Source organism: Peteryoungia desertarenae, from assembly GCF_005860795.2.
Taxonomy (GTDB): Bacteria; Pseudomonadota; Alphaproteobacteria; order Rhizobiales; family Rhizobiaceae; genus Allorhizobium; species Allorhizobium desertarenae.
In genome coordinates, this window is the sequence record NZ_CP058351.1 from 176303 (window position 1) to 202235 (window position 25933).

General features: G+C 58.3%; 19 protein-coding genes, 1 tRNA gene and 1 pseudogene. 16 read left to right on the top strand and 5 right to left on the bottom strand.

Going from position 1 to position 25933, the window contains the following annotated elements; translation table 11 throughout:
* Positions 1 to 479: 479 nt before the first annotated feature.
* Complete coding sequence (locus tag FE840_RS21080; protein WP_171033703.1) at positions 480 to 2666, top strand: methyl-accepting chemotaxis protein; 2187 nt, start codon at positions 480 to 482, stop codon at positions 2664 to 2666.
* Between the two features lie 515 nt (positions 2667 to 3181).
* Here FE840_RS21080 and FE840_RS18255 read toward each other — a convergent pair.
* Complete coding sequence (locus FE840_RS18255) at positions 3182 to 3484, bottom strand: hypothetical protein (RefSeq protein ID WP_138287418.1); 303 nt, start codon at positions 3482 to 3484, stop codon at positions 3182 to 3184.
* A 370-nt stretch (positions 3485 to 3854) separates the two neighbouring features.
* Here FE840_RS18255 and FE840_RS18260 point away from each other — a divergent pair, with 370 nt between their 5' ends.
* From FE840_RS18260 to FE840_RS18280, 5 genes are all read left to right on the top strand, one after another.
* Positions 3855 to 4544 carry a TadE/TadG family type IV pilus assembly protein gene (locus tag FE840_RS18260; protein WP_171033702.1) on the top strand — a complete coding sequence of 230 codons (690 nt, stop codon included), beginning with the start codon at positions 3855 to 3857 and terminating at the stop codon, positions 4542 to 4544.
* A 72-nt stretch (positions 4545 to 4616) separates the two neighbouring features.
* The gene (locus FE840_RS18265; RefSeq protein WP_138287416.1) at positions 4617 to 5108 is read left to right on the top strand and encodes a vWA domain-containing protein; all 492 of its coding nucleotides are present in this window, start codon (positions 4617 to 4619) and stop codon (positions 5106 to 5108) included.
* Positions 5108 to 5644, top strand: a complete 537-nt coding sequence (locus FE840_RS18270; RefSeq protein WP_138287415.1) for a TadE/TadG family type IV pilus assembly protein — start codon at positions 5108 to 5110, stop codon at positions 5642 to 5644. Before FE840_RS18265 ends, FE840_RS18270 begins: the two co-directional genes overlap by 1 nt.
* A complete protein-coding gene (locus FE840_RS18275) occupies positions 5641 to 6156 on the top strand; it encodes a TadE/TadG family type IV pilus assembly protein (protein WP_138287414.1) in 516 nt (171 codons plus the stop codon). The genes FE840_RS18270 and FE840_RS18275 overlap by 4 nt, the downstream gene beginning before the upstream one ends.
* 203 nt (positions 6157 to 6359) lie before the next feature.
* A tRNA-Gln gene (locus FE840_RS18280) sits at positions 6360 to 6434 on the top strand.
* Positions 6435 to 6437: 3 nt separating this feature from the next.
* On the opposite strand, the gene FE840_RS18285 is transcribed toward FE840_RS18280, so the two are convergent.
* Positions 6438 to 7676: an ABC transporter substrate-binding protein gene (locus tag FE840_RS18285; protein ID WP_138287413.1), complete on the bottom strand. Its 1239-nt coding sequence runs from the start codon at positions 7674 to 7676 to the stop codon at positions 6438 to 6440.
* 89 nt (positions 7677 to 7765) lie between these two features.
* Positions 7766 to 9865 carry a putative bifunctional diguanylate cyclase/phosphodiesterase gene (locus FE840_RS18290; protein WP_179028217.1) on the bottom strand — a complete coding sequence of 700 codons (2100 nt, stop codon included), beginning with the start codon at positions 9863 to 9865 and terminating at the stop codon, positions 7766 to 7768.
* Positions 9866 to 10330: 465 nt separating this feature from the next.
* On the opposite strand from FE840_RS18290, the gene FE840_RS18295 reads away from it, so the two are divergent.
* Entirely contained in the window at positions 10331 to 11095 is a 765-nt protein-coding gene (locus FE840_RS18295; protein WP_246318934.1) for a transposase, read from the top strand.
* Between the two features lie 284 nt (positions 11096 to 11379).
* On the opposite strand, the gene FE840_RS18300 is transcribed toward FE840_RS18295, so the two are convergent.
* Positions 11380 to 12018, bottom strand: a complete 639-nt coding sequence (locus FE840_RS18300; RefSeq protein WP_171033701.1) for a TetR/AcrR family transcriptional regulator — start codon at positions 12016 to 12018, stop codon at positions 11380 to 11382.
* Between the two features lie 84 nt (positions 12019 to 12102).
* Between FE840_RS18300 and FE840_RS18305 the strand changes: the two genes are divergently transcribed.
* From FE840_RS18305 to FE840_RS18315, 3 genes are read left to right on the top strand one after another with little or no spacing between them, the layout of a single operon-like run.
* On the top strand, positions 12103 to 13296 hold the full coding sequence (locus tag FE840_RS18305; RefSeq protein WP_179028218.1) for an efflux RND transporter periplasmic adaptor subunit: 1194 nt from the start codon (positions 12103 to 12105) through the stop codon (positions 13294 to 13296).
* The gene (gene devC / locus FE840_RS18310; protein WP_138287409.1) at positions 13289 to 14464 is read left to right on the top strand and encodes an ABC transporter permease DevC; all 1176 of its coding nucleotides are present in this window, start codon (positions 13289 to 13291) and stop codon (positions 14462 to 14464) included. Before FE840_RS18305 ends, devC begins: the two co-directional genes overlap by 8 nt.
* Positions 14464 to 15171: an ATP-binding cassette domain-containing protein gene (locus tag FE840_RS18315; RefSeq protein WP_138287408.1), complete on the top strand. Its 708-nt coding sequence runs from the start codon at positions 14464 to 14466 to the stop codon at positions 15169 to 15171. Before devC ends, FE840_RS18315 begins: the two co-directional genes overlap by 1 nt.
* A gap of 82 nt (positions 15172 to 15253) precedes the next feature.
* Here the strand turns inward: FE840_RS18315 and FE840_RS20960 are convergent.
* Positions 15254 to 15391 (bottom strand): annotated as a pseudogene (locus tag FE840_RS20960) (dihydrofolate reductase family protein); the annotation flags it as partial.
* Positions 15392 to 15461: 70 nt separating this feature from the next.
* On the opposite strand from FE840_RS20960, the gene FE840_RS18320 reads away from it, so the two are divergent.
* The 6 genes from FE840_RS18320 to FE840_RS18345 all read left to right on the top strand — a co-directional run bounded on the left by FE840_RS18320 (position 15462) and on the right by FE840_RS18345 (position 25930).
* Positions 15462 to 17000: an IS3 family transposase gene (locus FE840_RS18320; RefSeq protein ID WP_138289827.1), complete on the top strand. Its 1539-nt coding sequence runs from the start codon at positions 15462 to 15464 to the stop codon at positions 16998 to 17000.
* 290 nt (positions 17001 to 17290) lie between these two features.
* Positions 17291 to 18739, top strand: coding sequence for a multicopper oxidase family protein (locus FE840_RS18325; protein WP_138289550.1), 1449 nt, complete (start codon positions 17291 to 17293; stop codon positions 18737 to 18739).
* Positions 18740 to 18935: 196 nt separating this feature from the next.
* Positions 18936 to 19646: a response regulator gene (locus FE840_RS18330; protein ID WP_138289549.1), complete on the top strand. Its 711-nt coding sequence runs from the start codon at positions 18936 to 18938 to the stop codon at positions 19644 to 19646.
* Positions 19639 to 21009 carry an ATP-binding protein gene (locus tag FE840_RS18335; RefSeq protein WP_171033818.1) on the top strand — a complete coding sequence of 457 codons (1371 nt, stop codon included), beginning with the start codon at positions 19639 to 19641 and terminating at the stop codon, positions 21007 to 21009. The genes FE840_RS18330 and FE840_RS18335 overlap by 8 nt, the downstream gene beginning before the upstream one ends.
* A gap of 81 nt (positions 21010 to 21090) precedes the next feature.
* The gene (locus FE840_RS18340) at positions 21091 to 22770 is read left to right on the top strand and encodes an efflux RND transporter periplasmic adaptor subunit (RefSeq protein WP_138289545.1); all 1680 of its coding nucleotides are present in this window, start codon (positions 21091 to 21093) and stop codon (positions 22768 to 22770) included.
* Between the two features lie 7 nt (positions 22771 to 22777).
* Positions 22778 to 25930: an efflux RND transporter permease subunit gene (locus FE840_RS18345; protein WP_138289543.1), complete on the top strand. Its 3153-nt coding sequence runs from the start codon at positions 22778 to 22780 to the stop codon at positions 25928 to 25930.
* Positions 25931 to 25933: the final 3 nt, after the last annotated feature.

Here is a 25933-nt window from a genome sequence, read left to right on the forward strand (position 1 = left end):
CGAGCTGACCTTCGCAAGGCATCGGTCGATGCAGAAGATTGCGAACGGACGCCGAGAAGTCAAACGCCGCGCCAGAGGCGTCGATCATCACCACCCGGCGGCCTGCAGGGTTTGGATGGTGTACGAGGATCTTTGCGCCCGACGCGTCAAAACGCAGCAGAATGGGAGCAGTGCCCGGTTCAACTTGATCATCGTTGAATACACGATTGGGTGAACGCAATGGCAAAAATCGCGCAGTTGGCACTCATACTCTTGGTGAGAAAACGTTCAAAACGGCCTCGTACCCCTCAGAACTTGTAGGGATTGCAATAAATCTAGGGGAATGAAGGTTGTTGTTCTGTTAATTTGCAGCAAGGACTTAAACTGTATGTATGTTAAGCGTATAAATACGTACGTCTTTTATTTAAATACATATTTAATGCGCGGCTTCCATTTTCCTTCTTGAAAAAATCCTACTACCACTCGATGAGGTCATACTCATGTTTGATCGCATGCGCCTGAGCCACAAAATCTATGCCGGATTCGGATTTGTTATCTCGCTCCTCGCCGCATCCGTGCTTTTGTCACTCTGGACTGCCGAGCGCAGCACCGAGGAGTTCAACAGATATGCGTCCAACTCGGATCTTTGGGTTGGCGCCGAGCAGATGCAATCCTATATCCTCAGTGCCCGCGTGGCCTTCCTCAAATACAGGTTCCAGGACGACGATACGGCACGGCAGACTGTTTTTGACAATCTTTCAGCGGCCGAAAAATTCGCAGACACCATCATTGCATCGACGCCTTCTGATGAAGTTCGCCAATATATGACCACGCTCAAAGAGCGGGTGAACGCCTATCGTGGCGGGTTCACGCGCTTTCAGGCTCTGGAGCCACAGCGAGATCAGCTGGTCAATGAACAACTGGATGTAATCGGTCCGGCGATACAGGTCGCTGTCTCTGAACTGGCCGGCTCTGTGGGTCGGACCGTTGAAGCCTCTTCGGGCGCTGACATCGATCGGTTGCGGGTATCGCTTACAACGCTCAGGCTTCAGGCGAACAAATATCTTCTCAACAATCGTGAGGAGGATTTCCGAGCGGCCAGAGACGCGGCGGAGGCCGCTCAGCAGGAGCTTGGCCTGCTCCGCAAAGCCGTCCAGGACGAGACCTTGCAGGTAGAGATAGACGATGTTGGAGCCAGCCTGACGGCTTATGATCTGGCGCTGCGTAACGTCTATGAGGTAATCACCGAGAGAAACGAAATCGCCTCCAGGGTGATGGACGCCAATGGTGGAGCCGCGTCCAGCGAAATCCACAGTTTGACAACCTCCCTTGGGACGATCGAGGGCGAGATACAGTCGGAAATCCTGGCCTCCAAGGAACGCTCGGCAAAGTGGCTTCTTCTGCTGGGTTTGGGTGGTTTCACGCTATCGGTCGGGGCCGCTTACCTGATCTCCAACAGTCTCACGCGACCATTGGCTCGCATGACGAATGCCATGGGCGAATTGGCGAACAATCGGCTTCAGACCGAGATCCCCGGCATAGGGTTCAACAATGAAATAGGTTTTATGGCCTCGGCAGTGGCGGTTTTCCGCGACAATGCGATTGAACGTGTGCGGCTCGAAGGCGAGGCGCACAAGAACCAGAGCGAAGTCGAACGGGAACGCCTTGAGCGGGAACGTCAACAGGCGCTCGAGGCAGAGGAAATCCGCTTTGCCGTGGTAAGCCTCGGTCAGGCATTGGAGGAATTGTCGAAAGGCAAGCTCAACTTCAGGTTAAGCCAGGCTTTCGTCCCGAAGCTTGACCAGGTCCGTCTCGACTTCAATGCCGCGATGGAAACTTTGGAAGGTGCCATCCGCAGTGTTGGACAGAATGCCGAGGCGATTGCTTCCGGTTCAAACCAGATCCGAAGTGCAGCCGACGATCTTTCAAGGCGAACCGAACAGCAGGCAGCTTCCGTCGAGGAGACGGCGGCCGCTCTCGAGCAGATCACTCAAACCGTAAATGATTCAAGTCGTCGCGCCGAAGAGGCCGGGGTCCTGGTGCGCGATACGCGCGCCGCAGCAGAACTGTCCGGGAACGTCGTCAGCCAAGCGGTTGATGCCATGCAGCAGATTGAAACCTCTTCGCAGGAGATTTCGAGCATCATCAGCGTTATCGACGAGATCGCGTTCCAGACAAACTTGCTGGCACTCAATGCCGGTGTCGAGGCTGCCCGAGCCGGTGAAGCCGGCAAGGGGTTTGCCGTGGTGGCGCAGGAGGTCCGAGAACTTGCCCAGCGTTCGGCGACGGCTGCCAAGGAGATCAAACTGCTGATTTCACGCTCGGGAGACCAGGTCCAGACGGGCGTGAAACTTGTTTCGGATACGGGCAACGCCCTGCGCGAGATTATTTCGCAGGTCAAGCTTGTCAGCAGCAATGTGGCCGCAATCGTTGATGCAGCCAAAGAACAGGCAGCTGCCTTGCGTGAGGTCAACAGTGCTGTTGCGATGCTCGATCAAAGCACCCAGCAGAACGCTGCCATGGTTGAAGAGTCCACGGCAGCAAGTCATTCGCTTTCCAGGGAAGCTGAAGCACTCTTTTCGCTTGTATCGCGTTTCGACATAAGCGCGGATCAAGGCATCATAAGTGCTGAAGGCAATACACGTTTGTCGAAGGTCGGGGCAGATCACCATGCCCAGGCAGCTTGATGACTGACTTGAGTTTGGCAAGACTTCCGTCATGAAGGGCTGCTTCTGCAGCCCTACCGTGACGCTGTTGCGGTTCCGAAGCTCAAGCGCTTCTTCAAACTGTCAATGTGGTGTTTCGAAGGCTCAGGATTGGTTTCAAAAGCATGGCCGCCGCGCTTTGATTTCTGTGGGCGGGCTGCCTCGCCGATCACGATGATGGTCACCCACGGCTTACGCTGCACGAACGGTCAGCGCTGGAAGCGATGATGATCCTATGGACAATGATCACCTGATTGATCAGCATCTTCCTTAAGGATTGCCCGAGTGAAACCTCGTGTGGTGGGTTCCCAAGTCCGCGGACACCGTCTCCCATTCGTCAAATGTTGGAAGTCATATGCCCTTCACGACCTGTCACATCTCCAAGATGGAAGTGCTATCCGACCGTGAGCGCCGCCATCGCTGGTTGACGGCCGAGAAACTGCCGATGGTGCGGGAAAACTACGAGCCTGATATCACGTGTTTAAGGCGAGCGGTCGCTAAAGGACAATTGCGATGCTGAGCTTGGCGACATGGGAGCCCTGGCGCGTCTCCGGCCAGTGTTGTCGCTGAACGGGTCCGCGATGATCCTGGTGAACGAAGCGCCGTTTATGACCCTGCAAGACGCGATGACCCGCGATCAGCGTACCGCTTTCAAAGATCCGGACGTCGACGTAGAGGGAGGCGTCCTCAACCAGTTGGCTTCGCGTCTCATCCGAAACGCTTTTGGTGTTGCCACCAATGCTGACCATGCCCTCCCGCGACACGTGCTGCTCCACCTTCAGACCTGATGTGATCGGCAACGTCGACTGTCTGCAGGTTGTGTGCCTGCACGGTGCCTCGCGATAATATAGAAAACGCTAAAGGAAGCGGATCTTTATTTAGTTATCTGTTATAACCGGCAAGTCGCTATCCTGGCAGCCCCAGCAAGCTCGCTTGGTCCGGGACAGGGTTATCTCTGATGAAGAAATCATACGCTAAAGCGCCGGGTGAGTTGTCCGGCATCAGACCGGTCAAGCGGTTCAGCTGCAGGCGGCCTGTCACGGAAAGTGCAGAAAATCTTAATTGAACAATTAGCGCCTATTAAATCATTTGCGTCTAAGACGGACGTTGATTACGCAGCTCGATCGTCTGATGTCGTTTGTCAAAGACAGGAATGCAAATGTTGCGATCATGTTCGCACTTACCATTCCCATTCCGATCATTCTGTGCGGAGGCGCCCTCGACATCGGCCGGCATGAACTGATGCGGGTGCAGCTGCAGGATGCCGTCGACCGGGGTGTGCTTGCCGCAGCCTCCCTGACACAAACTCAGGATTTCGAAGCCACGCTGTCGGACTATGTCAAGGCGCTCGATTTCGGTGATGCCGTTGCGCTGAGCAAGAAGGCCGACCTGTCTCTGAATGCCCGCCAGGTATCAGTGACGGCTGAATACAAAATGCAAACCTATTTTCTCCCGTTGATTGGTATTGACGAGCTCACGGTCGTCGCTTCGGCGGAAGCCCGTGAAGCCAAGCGCAATATCGAATTATCGCTGATGCTCGACATGTCGGGCTCGATGATCACCAATGACCGTATCGGCAAACTCAAGAATGCGGCCAAGGCGTTCATCGACCAGGTTCTGACAGATGAGGCAGCCAAGCATACGACGATCAGTATCGTTCCATATGCGGGGCAGGTGAATATCGGAGAAAAGGTTTTCAATCGCCTTGGTGGAAGCTCGGCGCGTATGCATGGTTACAGCTCGTGTTTTGCCCTGACGGCGGATGACCACGATGGCTCTGCACCGGATTTCAGCAAGCGTCCCCAGGTTGCTCACTACACGAACTGGAACTTTGGGCGTACGGACATGAACTGGTGGTGATGTCCCGATGAAACGACATCCATTACATATCATTCAAATGATGCTGCCTTCTTGAAAAGCAGGATCGATGAAATGGTGATGCATGACGGAACCGGAACGCATAATGCCATGCAATGGGGTTTTTGGCTGCTGGATCCGGGGTCCAGGAAAATCACGGAGGCTGCTGTGAAAGGCGGCGTCATGGCGGAAGAATTCAAGGATCGTCCTGCAGCATTCGATGACACCGAGACCGTCAAATACATCGTTTTGATGACAGATGGTGCCATTTCCGATCAATTCAGCCCCAGAGACCCAGATCGCGATCCGTTCAAGCTGCCACCGAACAACAAACGCGACTACGCCGCCAATGAGGCGGTCAAACGTTTCGAGGCTGCATGCCAGCAGGCAAAGGACAAGAATATTACCGTCTTTACAATTGGCTTTGAGGTGAACAGCACGGCAGAGGCTCAAATGAAGAAGTGTGCCAGCTCCGCGGCACATTTTTACAAGGTGAGCGGCCTTGCCATTGAAGATGCCTTCAAGTCGATATCGACGACCCTCAACAAGCTTCGGTTGACCCAGTGATGGCGAAAGGGTCGAAATTTCGTTCCCGTTGGTGCAGGCTCGCCACAGACCGCGGGGGATCAACGGCTGTCGAATTTGCCCTTGTCGCGCCTCTCTTCTTGTCCTTGCTGTTTTCGGCAATCGAAATGGGTTGGGTCATGACACAGTCCATGGTGCTGGAATCGGCTGTCAATCGTACGGCAAGATCCATGCAGGTTAACGCCGGGACCGTGTCGGCGAAGGATTTCAAGGCGTCAGTGTGTGAGCATGCCAGCATCTTGAAGAACTGTGAAGAAAACCTGATCTTCGAGCTTTCTCCCGTTGGACAGAAGTCCGATATCCCTTCGGATCAGACTCCTTGTATCGACAGGGCGAACGCTGCCACTCCCGTGACCAAGTTCAATCCCGGCAGTGGCAATGAGATTGTTTTTGGTCGTGCCTGTTTTGTTGTGGATCCCCTGACACCCGGATTGGGTGTCGCCCTGTCCCTGCCGCTTGACGCATCTGGCGGGTTGCGACTAACGGCCCGTTTTGCCTTTGTGACGGAAGCCATATGATGAAGGGGTTGGTCGGCGACAGAAGCGGGACGGCTGGCGTCGAATTCGCACTTTTGATTCCGATGCTGATCCTGCTTTTTCTCGGTACTATTACCCTGTTTGATCTTTACCGCGAATACTGGCGGCAGGTTCAGGCAACGCATATCGTCTCTGATCTGATCTCTCGCGAGACGGTGGTCTCTGATGCCTATCTGACCAAGGTCTTCGATGTCTATTCGGGCCTCCTCAACGTTGAGGCAGCAGGCAAAGCCATGCGGATATCGAGTGTGACCTTCAACGGCAAGGATTACATTTCTGTCTGGACGGTTGAGAAGGGTGACCCAGATCTGATCCCGAAACAGAAGCTTTCAAATGCCGGGTTGCCGGCAATGTCCTCCACGGATACCGTCATCTATGTCGAGAGCTTCGGTACTCACAAACCCTTCAGCAGCTATCTGGGCTTTGCCAACATGACCTTTGCCGAAGCGGCTGTTGCAAGACCTCGCTTCGTATCGGCGATCATCAAGGAATAGGGAGCCATGCTTCGCTGTTTGACTGCCCTGTCAAACGGGGGCCGGGGCAGGGATCAGCACTTGAATGAGATGTGGTCTGCGATGAGCCCGGAGACCTTCTGTTCAGTCGTTCAGGCAGAACGCCACCCTCGTCAACCGCCACCGTGATTGGGATGGATTGACCTTTGCCCGGATCGGACAGAACCCCCTGTCGCGGTCCCCGGTAGGGCGTCGCCAGGCGGTAAGGCATCGGTTTCTGGTGCCGACGGTCCCAGGTTCTGGTCATGGCGCCCCAGCCACGTTCACCGACTTTCCGCTTCGACACGGCGCAGAGTGGCCAGGACCTCATCCACCGTGATCCCGGGTTGCCAGAGCGCATCGTCGAGTGCCATCCAGAACCGCACCGCAGCCGTTGGGGAATCGGTATGTGGCTCCAGTTGATAGGTGCTCACTGCCGGATCGGCAATCTTGAACAGGGCCAGCCGCGCACAGTCATCAAGATCGCCGGTTTCGGTATCGAGCCGGGGCGGTATCGAACCCTTGATGTTGGAAAAGGCCACCTGCACCTTGGGGTCCATGGTCGCCGCGATGATCTGTGCCTGCGCCATCCTGATTTCGGGATTCGCCGAAGGCGGAAAGGCAAGACTGTCGACCACAACGGTCAGGAGCCAGTCGTTGCCGGGCGGCACGAGGCAGGCAATCTGATCGCGGCGGTTATCGCCGACCGGCGGCAGCTCGCCTTTCAGCCAGTCGCCCATCAGGTAAAACGCTGCCTTGCCCTCGATCAAGTCACTGGCCCCCTCACTCCAACTGCGCTTGCTCTTGTCGCGCGACAACAGCGGATTGAGATCCACAAGCGTCTGGACGACCTCCTTGAGGCGCGGATGCTGCAACACGGCCTGCCAGTCCGGTCGCTGATTGGCCTTGTCCGGCGGGCCGATCAAGTCTGCAAGCACGGCGCGCAGCAGGATGGCGCGCACCCAGTCATCGTCGGTGACAACCAGCGGCTCGATGCCCTGCTCCTTGAGCCGGCGTGCGGTCGCGACGATATCGGCCCAGCTCTTCGGCAGCGCAAGACCGTGGTCGGCAAGGACCGCCTTGTTGACCCAGAGCCAGTTTTCCACATGCACGCCGACGGGGACGAAATGGATCTTGCCCTTGTGGCTGATGCGGTCCAACACCACCGGTGCCAGAACATCGCTCCAGCCTGATGTCGGGGTCAGCGCATTGATCTCGGAAAACATGCCGAGTTCGATGAAATGCTTGGTGTCGCCGTCCTGATACCAGTGCAGGGCCGCAGGTGGGCGGCCATCGCCATAAAGCCGCATGAAGGTCTTGCGCAGCTCCACGCTGGTGGGCATATGCACCACGGTCATGGTGCCGCCGCGGCGAGTGACTGCGCTCGAAATCTCCTGAAGCGCTGCCGTTTCGCCCTTCGAGTTCCAATGGGTCATCAGATCGGCTGCCTCGGGCTGCTGCCCGACCGTCTGGAAGAGCATGAATAGGCAGAGCGCCAGGCGATGGGGCATCAGGTTCAACATCGGTCTCTCGTTCGTCCGGCGATCTTGGGCCGGTGTTTCGGTCAGGCATTGCAGGGCCCAATTTCAAGCCTCAATTTGAGGCAAGTGGTTCAAACAGGCGCTTCAGGCGGGCATTGGTTGGTGGAGAACCGGGCGCACCCGTCGCGGACCTCGTTTGCGGCGGTCGGTATCGGATGGGGCGGTCGCGTCGAAACCGGCGATCCACTCGCGCAGTTTCGGCTCCGGCATCGGCGGCGCAAACAGATAGCCCTGCACCATGGCGCAGTCGAGCTCGGCCAGGAACCGGAACTGCTCCTCCGTCTCGACCCCTCGGCCACGACGCTGCGGTTCAACCCCTTGGCCAGGGAAATGATGGACCGGACGATCTGCTCATTGGCATCGCTGACGCCGATATCCTTGACGAAGCTGCGGTCGATCTTGATCTCGTCGAAGGTGAATTCGCGCAGATGGCTGAGCGAGGCAAAGCCGGTGCCGAAATCATCGAAAGCGATGCGCACGCCGCGCTGCGACAGCCCGTTGACCACTTCGTGGATCGTATCGGCCGCGCGCGACACCAGCACATCCTCGGTGATTTCCATGGTGAAGGCCGAGCCTTCCAGGCCATGGCGCTCCAGCGTCTCGATCACGCTGGAAAGCCCGGTGCGGCTCGCCAGCAGCGCCTCGGGCATGTTGACGGCCACATGCCTGATCGGCAGGCGCTCGTCGATCCAGCCGCGCATGTCGCGCCCGGCGGCATCCAGCATGAAGCGGGTGAGATCGGCAATCTTGCCGGCCCTTTGCACTGCCGGCAGGAACAGCGCCGGCGGCAGCAGGCCCTTCTGACCATGACGCCAGCGCACCAGCGCCTCGACGCCGATGACGCTGCGCGTCGCCACATGGATTTTCGGCTGATAGAAGGCCTCGAATTCGCCAGCCGACAGGGCACGGTTGATATCGCGCAAGATGGCGGCTTCCTCGTCGGCGACCTCGCGCTGCCGCGGTGTGATCACATAGGTCGGCCTGCCGCCATTCCTGGCCTCGTAGAGCGCCTGGTCGGCATAGGCGAGCAGCCGGTCCGGCGTGTCGCGGGCCGATAGGCAGAGCGCACCACCGACCGAGGCCGAAATATCGACATCAAAGCCGGTTCTTCTCCAGGAAAATGTCAGTGTCTCGCGCACCCGTTCGACCAGGTCGGTCAGACCCTCGGTATCTCTGACCCCGCGCCCCAGGACGGCGAATTCGTCGCCGCCGAGCCGGGCTACAAGCCCCTTGGCGCCGACCCCCTTTGTCAGGCGTTCCGCCACATCAATCAGGAGCGCGTCGCCCGCATCATGGCCAAAGCTGTCATTGATCGACTTGAAACGGTTGATGTCGCAGACCACCACGGCAAAGCCTGCCTGCTCATGGGTGGCAGGAATGGTGCTTTCCAGCTCGGTATGGAAGCGGCGCCGATTGGCAATCCCCGTCAGGCTGTCGCTGAAGGCCTTGCGGCGCAGTTCCGCCGTCCTGTCTTCGGCCCGTTGATATTCGGCGCCGAGCCGGCGGATCAGCGGTCCGAAGATGAGCCCGGTTTCCAGCGCCAGGATCAGCAAGGTGGCGACCGTCAGTCCGATCTGGACCTGGCGCAGCTGCTGTGCCCTGAGCCGCGTCTCCGTCTCGATCTCCCGCATCGCTGCCTTGAAGCCGGAAATGATGCCGTCGCCGGTTTGCAGGGCAATATCGACGGCAACCGTGCCATTGTTGTGATAGCGCAGTTCCCGCAGAGTAAATTCTGAGACATTCTTGGCCCGGATCAGGGCAAAATCCAGCCAGTATTCCAGCCGGTGCGGCGGCTGGCGATAGATCGCCACCACATGTTCGGGTATGCCACTGAAGGTCTGACCCTCGCCGGCATCGAGCAGCGCCTTCATCTGCCGGTTAAAGCCTTCGAGTTCGGCGGCGGCGCTGGCCAGTTTCCGGCGCAACGGCATCAGATCGGCATCACTGGCATCGCTGCGCTCGGAGGCGGCAATCACCATCCGGCTCGCCGTCATCACCGCCATGAATGCCTGCGTCTGCTGGCTGGCCACCGTGCCTATGCTCGCAGCCCCGGTCTGCATCTTGCCCGCCCAATGCATTAGCACAGCGCCACACAGGGCCACTGCCGCCAGAATGCCAATGGCCAGCAGGTAGTTTTTCCTGATCAGGGATATCTGGGATTGTATCGTCATCAGAAACTCCAGGGCGGAGAATGTTGAATCGAATGCTATTTGAGGATTCACTACAGGAGAAGTTAAATTCCCTGCCGAATGTCAATTTTAAGTAAAATAAATCTCAAGTGATCGAAGAAAAGTATTTTAGACAACAGAAAGACGCCCCTAATTTAACCTTGAGTTTCAATAGATCTGTCAAAATTATTCAAAGGTTGTGTTGAGACATAGACCTTGGATATGCAGAGCCAGGGATTCAATCAGGCCGAATGGGGCTCTCATCACGTTGGATGGGGACCTGGAACTATAGTTGAATTTGCACAAAACCGTATTTCACCTCCGGTGATTGAGGGGAGGGAACTCGATGTCGGTTGCGACCTGCTCCGGATCAGCGATGGTGTCTCAGCATGTGCTGAAGACGACCCCGGTCTTGATCATGACGAAGCGCTATCCTGACAAGGCTGGAACGGACACATGAGGCTTGTCATGGCTGCCGCAGCTTTCCTGGCGAGGCTCGGGCCAATCTGCGCCGCGCGGCGGGTGGCAAACCGAGCAAGAGGAGTCCAGATCTTCCAGTCGCCGCATGACCCGGACCCATGGATTTATGCCGGACTGCTGGCGCGTTACGGCGCGCTTCTTGAACCGCGCCTCCATGAGGGCAACACGCAAATCTACAATGACTTCAAAGAGTTGCGTGTGGCGCGGCTGGCCCTCATCAAGGACAGGGCGGCCGCGAAGAACAGGGCCAAGACCCTTTCCAACCCGCTCCTGAAGAAACACAACACCGACAGGCTCAGGCAGATCGGGCGCCAGATCAAGGCAGTGGAGGAGGCCATCATGAGTCTGGTTGGCGAGGACGCAACCTGGCTGGCCCGGTTCTACATCCTCGTATCGATTCCTGGCCTCTCACAGATCACGGCCTTTACGCTCCTCATCGAGATGCCCGAGCTTGGTGACCTCAATGAAAAGGCTGCGGCAGCCCTTTCCGGTCTTGCTCCGATGAGCCGCCAGTCCGGACGATGGACCGGACGCGCCTTCATCGCCGGCGGAAGGGCCATCGTCCGCCAATCCCTCTACATGCCCGCTCTCGTTGCCTGTCGCTTCAACCCGGACCTCCGCGCCAAATACAGTCACCTCAAAGCCGCTGGAAAAGCGCCAGAAGTCGCCATCACCGCCATCATGCCAAAGCTCATCGTCCTCGCTAACGCAATGCTGAAAAACAATCGCAAATGGATCCCAAAACCAGCTTGATCAATACGGATACTCTAACTGCAATAACTGAAAGCTCGGGGTTGGTTGCAATGGTGGTGATGAGGGCGCATCTTCGGAATGCTGGTTTAATTCCCATCAAGAGCGCCTGAGCTAAAACTGCCGATTGAGCGGCACCACTTGCCGAACACAGCGCGTACTGCAGGTATGAAGCTTGTAAAAGTGGGGCCTTCGGCAGCTATGCGCCGTCATTTTGGTTGTTCATGCATGGGGGGCGTGTGCCGAAACCGGACATCGTGGCCACCTTGGCTCCCCCCCTCTGCATTTTAGCGTGCAGCATTTGCGGAAAGCAGCCCGCGAAGGACGAGATCGAGATGTCGCTTCAGGAAATCGTCGCGATCGCCGAGGGACTGTTCACCAAACACCTTTTCGCCGATGGCCAGGACTGCGATCGGGGCCACGATCATTCTTGGGTCAATGTTTTCGGCTGGAACACGCAATTCTCCTCGCGCTTCGGCTCGCTTCAGGATGGCTTTCATCGTTGCCATGCCCCTTGACAAAGCCACCTCTCGATACAGGGTGATCAGATGCGGGAAGCGCTCGCCCTCGCTGATGAGGATGCGCAGCAGCACACCGGCATCACCTTCGATCATCTGATCATAGATCCGCTCTAGAACCAGACCGAGGAGCTCCTCGGTGGATCCGGGAAATGATGCGGTGAGCTCGCCGACACCTTCCATGGTCGAGACCATCCGGTCCTTGAGAGCCGCCTCGAACAAGCTCTCTTTCGACGAGAAGTACAGGTAGACGGTTCCCTTGGCGATGCCCGCGCGCTTGGCGACGTCGTCAAGTCTCGTCGCGGCAAAGCCGCGTTCTGCAAACAGCGCCAATCCCGCCTCAAGGATCTCCGAGGGGCGTGCGTCCTTGCGACGCTGGCGTTTCTGCTGGGGCTGGTCTCCTTGCATCTTGCAGTCTTTCTCTGTTTCGCATATTAATGACCCATTGGTCATTAAATTGAAAGCCTCGTCGGGATGGAAACCGAAACCCCGTTGTCTGCGCTTCCCATGCCGCGAGCCCGCCTCGTTGATGAGCCTGCATCCGGCAAGGCCAGACTGCCGGCGCGAGGCTTGTTCATCCGTATCCTCGCTGTCCTGCTTATCTTCGTCGGCGGAGCATTTCTAGGCGCATATCCAAGTCTGCCGTTCTTCCCGGGGTCTGTAAGCATCAGCGGGAAAAACCAGCCCGTACCGGCAACGGACACCCGGACAGCATCAGCGACACATGATGATGGCACCACCTATCAGGGCGAAGGCTCCGTTATCGCCCTCGGGCGGCTGCAGCCGAAGGGAAAAACGATCATTGTCGCCGCTCCCTTTGGTGCGTCGGATGCTCGCATCGCATCCCTGCTCGTTGATGAAGGTGACCGTGTTGTCGTGGGTCAGGTCTTGGCCGAGTTGGACAGTCTGCCGTCCCTCCAGCGTTCCGTCGAAACCGCCATTGTCAACATATCTGCCAAAGAGGCCGCCCTCGCCCAGACCAAAGCAACGGTCGCCGCCAATCTTCTGGAGGCTGAGGCAAGCCGCGATCGGGCGCTTGCCGCCGTCCAGCTTGCGCGCCAAGCCCTGGATCGCGAGCGCAGCCTCAGTCAGGGTGGCGCTTCGTCAAGATCCGTTCTTCAATCTGCTGAGGCAACACTCGCCCAATCGATGAGCGATCTTGCCAAGGCAAAGGCCTCGATCGCTCGGTACCAATCCGCGCCTGGAGCGCTGCAGTCCGATATCGCGGTGGCCGAGCGAAACCTGGATCTTGCAAAGGCCGAACTCGCGACGGCACGTGACAATCTGAGCAAAGGCTTGGTCGTCAGTCCGATTTCAGGGACGGTGATTGCAATCAACAGCCGTCCGGGAGAGCGTCCTTCGTCTGCGGGGATCATGACGCTTGGGAATACCGACCAGATGCAGGTCGAGCTTGAGATTTATCAGACCGATGTCAAGCACGTTGCAACGGGACAGGAAGTCCTTATCTCCAGTCCAGCTCTGTCTGAGGACCTTAGTGGCGCAGTGACGTTCATCGGACATGAGGTCGAACAGCAGACGGTGCTTTCAGCCGATCCGGCAGCCAACACAGACGCCCGGGTAATCCGCGTGACGGCCGATCTTGATTCTCGTTCCAGTTCTCTGGCCGGCAGATTGACCGGGCTCGAAGTCGTGGGCCGTGTCGCCGTGGGCAGTGATCATGAGTAGGCTGTTGTCGCTTCTCTTTGGCAGGCTTCCGATTGGCTGGCTTCAGCTCAGACATAATCGCGCTCGTCTGGCTGCAGCACTTGCCGGTGTCGCCTTCGCCACCATGCTCGTCTTCGTTCAGTTGGGCATTATGGGCGCGCTGAATGGAACCATTCGCACTTCCTACACCCCATTCACAGCTGACATCATCATCTCGTCGAATGACGGAAACACACTGACTGACGGATCTCCCCTTGCGCGCCGGACCCTTTATCGCGCTTTGGCCGTGGAGGGCATTGCTGCCGCAACCCCTCTCTACGTCGGCAAGCTTGACTGGAGGCGTCCGGATGGGTCCGTGGCGAGCCTGCAGGTCATCGGATTGCCGGTCGAGGCTGAGCAATTTGCCGGTCCGCAAGTTGCCCCGTTGTTAAAGCACCTGGCCGTCGCTGACACGGCATTGATTGATCGCCAGACACGCGGCGTCGATACCATGGTTCTGAGGGATGTCAGCCCATCAAAGCCACTCCGGTTCGAAGTGAATGACCGCACGATCAATGCCATCGGCACGGTCTCCATCGGGGGTGGCTTTTCGGCCGATGGTGTCATGGTGGTCTCGGACCAGACCTTTCTCGGTCTGTTTGCGAACCGGTTCAGCGGGACGCCGTCGCATCTTCTCTTGAAGGTTAGGGATCCGGGAAAAGCGGAGGCCTTGGTGCAGCTGATGCAAGACAGGTTTGCGGAAGAGCCGATCGAAGTTCACACCCGCGATGAGATGATTGCCAAGGATGTCCGCTATCAGACGACCCAGCGTCCCACAGGCGTCATCTTCGGCTTCGGCGTGTTCATGGGTGTTCTTGTGGGCATTGTCATCGTCTACCAGGTGCTGTCGACTGATGTCGCCGACCACCTGCGGGAATACGCGACCTTGAAGGCCGTGGGGTATCCGCACCGCTTCTTCATCAGCATCGTCTTCGAGGAGGCGCTGGTTCTGGCGACCTTGGGCTTCATACCGGGTCTGATCCTCGCCTTGGGCATCTATCAGGTGATGTCTCAGGCGACCGGTCTTCCTGTGCTCATGTCTCCTGAACGTGCACTTATGGTATTTGCGGGCACGCTTCTCGCCTCCACCCTCTCCGGCGCGCTCGCCGCCAGACGCCTGAAGGGCGCCGATCCGGCGGACCTGTTCTGATGGGCGATCATCCAATCTCCGTCCGTAACCTCAATCACTGGTTCGGCCGCGGCGAAGCCAGAAAGCAGGCAATCTTCGATCTATCTCTCGACATCGCTCCCGGAAGCCTGACAGTCATGGTCGGACCGTCGGGGTCTGGCAAGACCACGGTTCTCACCCTGATGGGATGCCTGCGGCAGGTCGAGGACGGATCCGTCCGCCTTCTGGGCCAGGAACTTCAAGGGGCGGATGAGCCCATGCTGGAAGCTCTGCGTCGCCAGTTGGGTTTCATATTCCAGGCGCATAATCTGCATGAGAGCCTGACGGCACGTCAGAATGTGATGATGGGCTTGCAGGTTCACGGGAGAGGAGATGAGCGACTTCGCAACGAAGCTATAGAACACATGCTTGAACTGGTCGGTTTGGGCCATCGGCTGGACTATCTGCCCGGCAATTTGTCGGGTGGCCAAAAACAGCGTGTGGCGATCGCACGCGCGCTGATCTCAGGGCCGAAGATCGTGTTTGCCGACGAGCCGACTGCAGCGCTCGACAAGGATAGCGGTCACCAGGTTGTTGCGATGCTGAAGGCCCTCGGGCGAGAGCGCGGCACGACGACCGTCATGGTGACCCACGACAGCCGTATCCTCGATATGGCAGACAGGATCATCACGCTCGAGCACGGTCGGCTGGTGCGCGATGAAGGAGCCGTGGCGACACTGACCGACTGATGACGTAATCTTAAAGTCCTTAATCGGCCACAATAAGCCTCTTTCCGACATTCAGTCGGCGCTATACGGTGTCGTCCATCGTTCAGGCGGCAAGTCGGTAGTGCAGTCGGACGCAACCCTTGTCGAGCGTCTTTGCGCTGATCAATTCCGAACTCGATCTGTAGCCGGTCGATGGAAAGAGAGGGCGGCCACCTCCCAGCAACTCCGGGATGATGTAGATTGTTGGTTTCCGCGCGGAACTGAGCCGGTGGGGGTGCGGACGAAAACTTGGACCACCAAGGAGGTAGTTCATGTATTCCTACGCAGACAGACTTCGAGCGGTTGAACTCTATATCCGGCTTGGCAAGCGGCTGAACGCGACCATTCGCCAGCTGGGTTATCCCACAAAGAATGCGCTGAGGGGATGGTACCGTGAGTATCAGCATAACCTCGACCTGCGCCCTCAGCCGGTGGCGCGGGCGCCAAAATACACCGAGGCCCAAAAACAGGCCGCCCTTGAGCACTTTCGCACCCATGATCGTTGCATCGCAGCGACGATGAGGGCACTTGGCTATCCCGGTCGAGGGACACTGACCGCATGGGTCCGTGAGGCGTTTCCGGAGGCGCGAACATCGATGGTCGGTCGATCGTGGCATCCTGGCCATTGCGAGGAGGTCCGGCAAGCAGGCGTCATCGGACTATGCAGTGGAGATGAAACTGCTCAACAGGTTGCGGACCGGCTGGGCGTCTCAAGGCCGACATTGTACAGCTGGAAAGATCAGCTACTCGGTCACGAGGCTCCCTCATCCATGAAACGCCGCAAAGCCAACCCCAAGGTGCCTGAACGTGAAGAGCTTGAGCGACAGCTTGAAGCCCTCCAGCGTGATGTCCGCCAGTTGCAACTCGAGCATGATCTCCTGAAGAAGGCTACCGAACTCCTAAAAAAAGACCTGGGCGTCGATCTGCAAATCCTGAGTAATCGGGAGAAGACACAGCTGATTGACGCCCTGAAGGAAGCCTATCGCTTGCCAGAGCTGCTCGCCCAGCTTCGAATTGCGCGCAGTTCGTACTTCTACCATCGCTCCCGCCTATGTCTGGCAGACAAGTATGCCGCCATCCGGCACAGCCTTGCGGAAATCTTCGAAGCAAACCGTCGCTGCTACGGCTATCGCCGATTGCAGGCGTCGCTTGCCAGGCAAAGCGTGACAATCTCGGAGAAGGTTGTGCAGCGTTTGATGAAGCAGGAGCAGTTGGTTGTCGCAAGGCCCCGTCGACGGCGTTTTGGATCTTATCTGGGAGAAATCAGCCCGGCGCCCGAGAACCTGATCAATCGCGACTTCCATGCAAAAGCACCGAACGTAAAATGGCTGACGGATATCACCGAGTTCCAGATCCCAGCTGGGAAGGTGTACCTCTCGCCCATCATCGACTGCTTCGACGGCATGGTCATCAGTTGGTCGATTGGAACGCAACCTGATGCGGGTCTCGTCAATACCATGCTGGATGCCGCCATTGAGACCGTAACCAACAGGGAGGAACGGCCAATCGTTCATTCCGATCGCGGCGCTCATTATCGCTGGCCTGGCTGGCTCAACAGGATCAGCAATGCGCAGCTGGTTCGTTCGATGTCCCGAAAGGGCTGCTCGCAAGACAACGCTGCGTGCGAAGGCTTCTTCGGCCGGTTGAAAACCGAACTCTTCTATCCAGGAGACTGGAAGGCCATCACGATCGAACAGTTCGTCACCGAAGTGGATGCCTACATTCGATGGTATAACGAAAAGCGCATCAAGATATCCCTGGGATCGCTCAGCCCAGTCGAATATCGAAAGAGCCTCGGTCTGATTTTTTGAAACAGTCCAAGTTTTTGTCCGCACCCCCATTTGGCGGCATCAGGTTCGTTGGCCGAGGCATATTGCGCGAATGACTGCATGCTCTGTGTCGCATATTCATCCCTGGTGCTCTACAGCCCGGAAGGATTCGGGCGTGGACCGATCCGCCTTGAACCGCCATCTCGACTGCATGGCCAGCTTCCCGTTCCAGGACGTCATCCTCCTCGATCTGCTGCCTGACAAACGCGCCTAATGCGCAATTATCCTGTCAACCGCATGGCCTTTGTAACGGCCGGATCGAGAGAAACATCATGTATCGCAGAGACTTTCTGAAAACGCTCGCCTCGGGTTCGGTAGCCCTGTCCCCCCTCGGGCACGCCTGGGCAAACTCCCCACCACAAACAAGCGAGCTTGTGATCGGTAAACGTACCCTGAACATCCACGGCAAGGCTGCCTCCGTCTTCGGCCTGACCGACAAGGCCGGGAACGCCGGGCTGGTCCTCAACGCGCCCTCGGACTTCGACGTTCTTCTTCGCAACGAAAGCGACGAGGAGACGCTCATCCACTGGCATGGGCTGACGCCGCCTTGGGAATTGGACGGGGTGCCGGGCAATCCGGCTGCACTGCTTCCGCCTAAGGAAAGCCGGGCCTACAAGTTTCCCTTGCCGAGAGGCGGCACCCATTGGATGCATGCCCACACTCTGCAGGAGCAGAACCTGCTCGCGGCACGCCTGATCATACGAACCGCCGAGGATATTGCCCGCGACGAGCAAGAGGTCATCGTGCTCCTGCATGATTTCTCCTTCAAGTCGCCCGAGGAACTGCTATCCGACCTTCAGAGCGATGGCGGTCATGCCATGCCCTCTGGACACGCAGATATGTCCTCCATGATGAACATGCATGGTGGCCATCAGATAGGCTCGGCTGAAACTTCAGCCGCGCCTCACACGATGATGAGCATGGACCTGAACGACATCGAATATGACGCCTATCTCGCCAATGACCGGACGCTCGATGACCCCGAGATCTTCAAGGTAGAACGGGGCGGTCGCATCAGGCTTCGCATCATCAATAGCGCAACGGCAACCGCCTTCACGATCGATACGGGCGAACTTGAGGGCGAGCTGATCGCTGTCGACGGGATGGACGTCGTCCCGGTCTGCGGTCGTCAGTTCCCCTTGTCGACGGGCCAACGGGCCGACATCCGTTTGGCCTTGCCACTTGGCCACGGGGCATATCCTATACTGGCTCTGCGGGAAGGGGCCATTGAGCGCACTGGCGTGATCCTCGCTACCGCCTCCGCACGAGTGCAAAAGCTTGAAACCACTGCGGCAGCCAGGGGGCCGGTTCTTGACCTTTCGCTCGAGAAAAGCCTTCAAGGCCTGACACCTCTCGCACGGCGCGCTGTTGATCGGCAGTTTGCGCTGATGCTGGGCGGTGACATGGCGACCTATCGCTGGTCCATCGATAGCGACAGCCCGGTCGAAGTAAGCAGCGGACAGCCCATTCGGATTTCCATGCACAACATGTCGATGATGGCCCATCCTATGCATCTGAATGGCCATCATTTCCAGGTCACGGAAATCAATGGCAGGCGCATTTCAGGCGCGGTGCGCGACACGGTGATCCTGCCGCCCATGACGCAGGTGTCTATCGAGTTTGATGCTGACAATCCCGGGCGCTGGCCGTTACATTGCCATCATCTCTATCATATGGCGACAGGCATGATGACGTTCGTCGACTATGGGCCGCGGGGCTGATGACGGCCACAAACAGGTGGTGGCAGGAGGCTGATCACTCCGTGCAAGACCCTTAGTGTCGTCACCTGTCATGGTCTGGCTGAAGTCGAGGCTATTGCTGGTGAAACAATCTGTTACCTTCTCGACACAAACTGCAGCGCAGCCCTCTGCTAATAAGTAGGGCTACGATATAGATGGACTTGCGGAGAGAATAGCCTTGGATGCCTCAGCCGAAATCCTGATCGTTGACGATGACGGTCAGATCCTGATCCTTGTGGCAAAGTTCCTGAGGGCAAACGGCTTTCGCGTTCACACGGCGCGAAACGGAGTGGAGATGGCCGAGACCTTGAAACGCTTGTCGGTCGATCTCATCGTGCTCGATCTCATGCTGCCGGGGAAGAGCGGGCTGGAGATCTGTCGCGAACTGCGCCGCACTTCCTCCATCCCGATCATCATGCTGACGGCCAAGGGCGATGAGACGGATCGCATTATCGGTCTTGAGGTGGGGGCCGACGATTATCTGCCCAAACCCTTCAATCCTCGCGAACTGCTGGCACGCATCGGCGCGGTGCTAAGGCGGACTCGCGCGACTGGTAACCCTTCGACTGAGCGTGCAGGGCGGAGCTTCAGCTTTGCTGGATGGTCCCTCGATACGATGAAGCGAGAACTGACCGCACCAAACGGCGTGGTCGTGGATCTTTCGACAGGGGAATACGACCTGCTGCTCGCGTTCCTCGAAGCGCCACAACGCGTTCTCAGCCGTGAGTTCCTCTTGGACGCGGCCCGCAATCGTGCGATCGAAGGCTATGATCGGTCGATCGATGTCCAGGTCAGCCGTCTGCGTCGCAAGCTCGACGGGCGTGAGGATCTCATCAAGACAGTGCGCGGCGCGGGTTATCTCTTTGCAACGGATGTCGTTCGTGCCTGATGGTCATTCCGAAACACGGTTACAGCGCTTGTGGCGGTCGATCGACAGCCTGAGAGTGCGGACAGCCCTCGTCGTGCTGTTTGGTATCTCTCTCGTACATTTCGGCGGTCTGTTCACCTACCACCAGAGCCTGGAACAGGAATTGGACCTCGCAAACGAAGTCCGGCTAGCAGACCAGCTTTTGACGATCAAACGATCGGTCATGCGAGCGCCGGTCGAAGAACGGGAGAATGTCGCGCACGACTTTTCCGGCGGTTCGATAGACGCCCATTGGGGCTCCACTCCCTATGCGGTTGAGGGCGATACCGCTGGCCAGAACTGGGAGCCACTTCGTCGCAACCTTCGAGCACTTGCTCCAGAGATTGCCGAGGACGGTCTCATTATCGGCCCGGATAACCAGGCAGGTGACGACCCGCATCTGGCCGTCGTGTCGATCAAGCTCCCCGATGCGTCGTGGATCAACGTCAATCTCGTTTCCTGGGACCGCAAAGTCCCGCCGCCGGGAGGAATGCTGGTTTCAACGACCTTGATGGCTCTCGGGGCAATCATCGTCTCCATGCTGCTGGTGCGCTGGTTCACGCGCCCACTGACAGCGGTGGCTACTGCGACCAAGGATTTCTATCGAGGCAAGACTGTCGTTCCCGTTCCGGAAACGGGTCCGCGGGAGGTGGTCGAACTCGCTGTCGCCTTCAATGATATGCAACGGCGTATAGAGCGATTGATCGAAGACCGCACCCAAGCGCTCGCAGCCGTTTCGCATGATCTGAAGACTCCGATCACACGACTGCGGTTCAGAGCCGAGGATCTGGCAGATGGTGTCGCGCGCGATGCAATGGCCGAGGATTTGACGGAGATGGAGCGGATGCTCGATCAGACGCTATCCTTCCTGCGTGGCGATCGCAGCGACGAAGAACTGAAGCCGCTCGACATCGTCGCGATCCTCGGAACGCTGGTCGATGATGCGGTTGATCGTGGCGCATCCATCGAACTGTCCGGGGCCGCCCATGCGATCGTGACGGGCCGTCGGCTGGCGCTCAAGCGAGCCTTCTCCAATCTCATCGACAACGCACTCAAATATGGCGAGAGGGCGAGGGTCGAGGTGATCGATCGGCAGTCCGACGTCCTCGTTGCTATCAGTGATGAGGGCCCCGGCATCGCTTCCGAGGACCTTGAACGAGCCCTTTCACCCTTCGTTCGGCTTGAGCCGTCGAGAAATCTTGAAACAGGCGGTTTCGGGCTTGGACTCCCGATTGCCCAGGCGATCATTGACGGGCATTCTGGGGCGCTTCGCCTGGAGAGCGGTCAAGCGGGAGGTCTGATCGTCAGCGTCATCCTTCCCAAGACATCGCCAAAACCATCCTGAAACATTCTGTAACAATCGGGACATCGGCGGACAAAGAGGCGCAGCTACACCGAAGCAAATCAACTTTTGCTCAGGGTTACGATGGTCGACCGATTCGCGTCTGTTCTCGCTGGAATCTGCCTTTCTGTCATAGGACTTGCTGCATCCTCTGCAGCGGCCCATGAGGGCCATGATCACGGCGCGCCGCCCCCGCCTGTCTCCACCACGATTGCACCGCGCGCCGACGCATCGACGGCCGATCTCGAGCTGGTAGCCGTGGCACGCGGAAAGCGGCTGGAGATCTTCATCGACAGTTTCAAAGGCAATGAACCCGTCAACGGTGCGATACTCGAAATCGATGCTCCGTCGGGGACGCTCACGGCCGAAGCTGCGGGCGAGGGGACCTACGTGGCGACGGCTCCATGGCTGACAAAGCCTGGTTCATACGATCTTGCCATCACCGTAATGGCCGGAGACCTCTTCGACGTCCTGACAGTCACAATGGTCATCCCCGAGATGGCCAGTGCCGATGTCCCAGTGGCTGCCGCGGACGGTTTCCTGATCAGTTCGGCTTTTGCACAGGAGGTGGGTGCACGGCTGCAGCGACAGGACATGACACTGTGGGCCGTCGGTGGTGGCGGTATCGTGGTCGGGCTTCTCCTTGCTACACTCTTCCGCCGCCGTAAGCCTGCCGGATCTGTCGCTGCGATCGCGGCAGTACTCCTGCTTGCCGGGGCACCGCAGTCGGAGGCCGCTGGGCCTGCTGCACCCACAGCGCAGGCCGCCGAGCGGGATGTCGCCCAGCGGTTTGCCGATGGGTCGATCTTCGTCCCCAAGACAACCCAGCGTATCCTCGCCATCAGGACCATCTTCACCGAGCAGGCCGCCCATGCCGGAACGGTTGAGCTTCCGGCCCGCATCATACCAGACCCCACGACGTCAGGCTATGTCCAGGCATCCGTATCGGGAAGGCTTCTACCGCCGCCCGGCGGCTTCCCCCAACTCGGCACGCGTGTCGCCGCTGGCGATGTGCTGGCGCTGGTCCAGCCCTCACTCAGTGCCGCTGATCTGACGAGCCAGCAGCAGCAGGCCCGAGAGCTCGACCAGGAGATCATGCTGGTTGAACGAAAGTTGCAACGCTTCGAGCGGCTACAGTCTGTGGTGGCGCGCGCCGAGATCGAGGATGCAACACTGGAACTCCAGGGCCTGAAAGCACGGCGGGCCAATCTGGAACAGGCACCGACGGCGGCTGAAAAACTGACCGCGCCCGTATCAGGCGTCATCGCTGCGGCCCAGGCCGTTGCCGGACAGATCGCCGAGCCCAATACCGTGATCTTCCAGATCATCGATCCAAGCCGTTACTGGGTAGAAGCACTGAGCTTCGATGCGCATTCGGTCAGTGGAGCTGCGCGCGGCAAGTTCATGGATGGCAGAACCGCCTCTCTCATCTATCGGGGCAGCGGGCTTGCGGATCGCAATCAGGCCATCCCGATCCATTTCAGCGTCGAAGGCCAGGCAGAAGGTATCCGTGCCGGGCAGTTGCTGACCGTTCTGTCATCGACCACCGACGAGCGCACGGGCATTGCAGTGCCACGCACCAGTGTTCTGCGTGCCTCCAACGGACAGTCACTTGTCTATGAACACACCAATGCGGAACGTTTCGTACCGAGGGAAGTCCGTACCGAGCCGCTCGATGGTGACCGTCTTCTCATCGTCTCCGGGATCGAAGCCGGAAAGCGCATCGTCACACAGGGTACCGAACTCCTGAACCAGATCCGCTGAGGCTCCGATGTTCAATTTTCTTGTTACCCAGTCGCTGCGGAACCGCCTGTTCGTCCTGGCGATTGCCGCAGTCCTCATGATCTACGGAGCGTTTACGGTCACGAGGTTGCCCGTTGACGTCTTCCCCGATCTCAACCGGCCAACCGTCACCATCATGACGGAGGCAGAGGGGCTGGCACCGGAAGAAGTCGAGCAGCTCGTCACCTATCCGCTCGAATCCCAGATGAATGGGCTTCCCGGTGTGAGCCGCGTCCGCTCGACATCGGGGGTCGGTCTCTCGATCATTTATGTCGAGTTCGACTGGGACACGGATATCTATCGCAACCGCCAGCAGATCGCCGAGAGGCTATCGCTTGTGCAGCCGCAACTGCCGGCGAATGTCGTGCCGCAGATGGGCCCGATCAATTCGATCATGGGCCAGGTCATGCTCATTGCCGTGACTGGGCCGGACAATGTCTCGGCCATGGAATTGCGCGAACTCGCTGATTTTACGGTTCGACCGCGGATCCTGAGCATCCCCGGTGTCGCCCAGGTCATTCCGATCGGGGGTGAGGTGCGCCAGTATCGCGTTTCTCCGAACTCTGCCGCCATGCGTGCACTCGGCGTCTCCTTCGAACAGATCGAACAGGCGCTTGCGCAATTCGGCTCAAACACAGGGGGCGGCTTCACCGACCAGTACAGCCGTGAGTTCCTGATCCGAAATGTCGGCCGCACACAAAACATCGATGATCTCGCAAACGTCGTCGTGGCCAGCGTCGATGGCCAACCGGTTCTCCTGCGACAGGTCGCCGAAGTCGGGTTCGCGCCGCGCCTGAAACGTGGAGACGCCGGCTATCAGGGTCAGTCTGCCGTTATTGTCTCGGTGGAAAAACAGCCGGATATCGACACAGTAAAGCTGACCCGAGAGGTCGAGGCAGCCCTTGTTGAGATCAGCGCGACCTTGCCTGCAGGGGTCAAGGTGGATCAGGTTCTTTTCCGGCAGGCCAACTTCATCGAAACCTCGATCGGCAATGTGCAGAAGGTCCTTCTGGAGGCAATCGTTGTCGTTGCCATCATTCTCTTCGTATTCCTCCTGAATACCAGGACCACCCTGATCTCGTTGACGGCGATTCCTGTGTCCATTCTGGTCACCGCAATTGTCTTTCATCTCTTGGGGCTGTCGATCAACACCATGACACTTGGTGGTCTGGCGATTGCCATCGGTGAACTCGTCGACGACGCTGTCGTCGACGTAGAGAACATTTTCCGGCGGCTTCGGGAAAACCGAGAGAAGGGCAATCCGCGCTCGGTCTTCGACGTGGTTGTTTCGGCAAGTCAGGAAGTTCGCTCGGGCATCGTCTACGCAACGATGATCATCGTGCTCGTTTTCGTGCCTCTTTTTGCGCTCTCGGGTATCGAGGGACGGCTCTTTGCGCCCCTGGGTCAGGCCTATATCATTTCGATCCTAGCCTCACTCGTCGTCTCGATCACGCTGACCCCGGTGATGGCCTATTACATGCTGCCCGGCCTGAAGCGTCTCGAAGAGCATGAGGGAGTGGTCGTACGGGTCCTGAAGCGCGTAAACCGTCGGCTGCTCGACTGGTCCTTTGGCCATCCGAAGATCCTGATGACGACCGTGCTCGCTGGTGTCATGGCAGCGGTTTTATTTGCCACACAACTGCCGCGCTCCTTCCTGCCGCCCTTCAACGAAGGCACGCTGACGATCAACATGCTCTTCAATCCGGGTATCTCGCTTGCCGAGAGCCACCGTGTTGGGCTGATTGCTGAGCGGTTGATTATGGAGGTACCCGAGGTCGAGCAGGTTGGTCGCCGCACGGGACGCGCCGAGCTCGACGAACATGCAGAGGGTGTCCATTCTTCCGAAATTGAAGTGGCTCTTGCTGCGGAAGGCCGGTCCAAGGACGAAATCATTGCCGATATTCGTTCGCGGCTGTCGGTTCTTCCCGTCGCTACCAATGTCGGCCAGCCGATCTCCCACCGCCTTGATCACATGCTGTCGGGCGTACGCGCCCAGATCGCGCTGAAGATCTTCGGCGAGGATCTTGACAGCATCCGGGGCTTTGCCGAGGAGTTTCGCGGCAAGCTGGCTGAGATCCCGGGGATCGTCGACCTTCAGGTGGAAAAGCAGGTACGCATCCCGCATCTCGAGGTCATCGTCGATTACCGCCGGGCTGCCCTTTACGGCATTCAACCGGCGGCCGTCACCGAGCAACTCGAGCGACTGTCGAACGGAACGATCGTGTCCCGCATCGTCGACGGCAACAAGCGGTTCGATGTCGTGTTGCGGCTCGAGGATGATATCCGCAGCACCAAGGGGCTTTCGGATCTCCTCATCGAGACACCTGCAGGCTGGATCCCCGTCAGCCAGATCGCGGAAGTCCGCGAGACCGATGGTCCCAACCAGATCCTTCGTGAAAACGGCAAGCGTCGCGTCGTGGTGCTTGCCAATACGGACGGCGAAGCCGACATGGCAACAGTCATTGCCGAGATCCGCAAGGTGATCGCAAGCTCTACGCTTCCACCCGGCTTCTTCGTCAGTTTGGAAGGCACCTTCCAGGCGCAGGAGGAGTCGATGAGAACCATCGGCCTCTTGTCCATCATCTCGCTGGCGATGGTGTTTGCCATCCTGTATTCGCGCTATCGCTCGGTGCTCTTCGTCTCGATCATCATGGCGAGCGTGCCGCTGGCCCTGATCGGCTCGGTAACCGCGCTCTGGATCGCCGGCCAGCCACTCTCAGTCGCTTCGATGATCGGCTTTATCACGCTGACGGGTATTTCGACCCGAAACGGCATCCTGAAGATCAGCCACTACATCAACTTGGCGATCCAGGAAGACCTGCCGTTCGGCAGGGAACTGGTCATACGGGGTTCGCTGGAGCGTCTGACCCCTGTCTTGATGACGGCCCTGTCGGCGGGGGTCGCCCTGATCCCGCTGATGATCGATGCCACCGCACCCGGCAAGGAGATCCTCCATCCGGTGGCTATAACGATCTTCGGTGGTCTCGTGACCTCGACTGTACTCGATACGCTTCTCACGCCCACCCTCTTCCTGCGCTACGGTCGAATGCCTCTGGTGCGTCTCGTGGAACAGGCTCGCGCTCAGGTGCGTGGTACGCAGCAGTCAGCCGAAACGCCCACACAAACCATTGAAGCATTTTAAGTC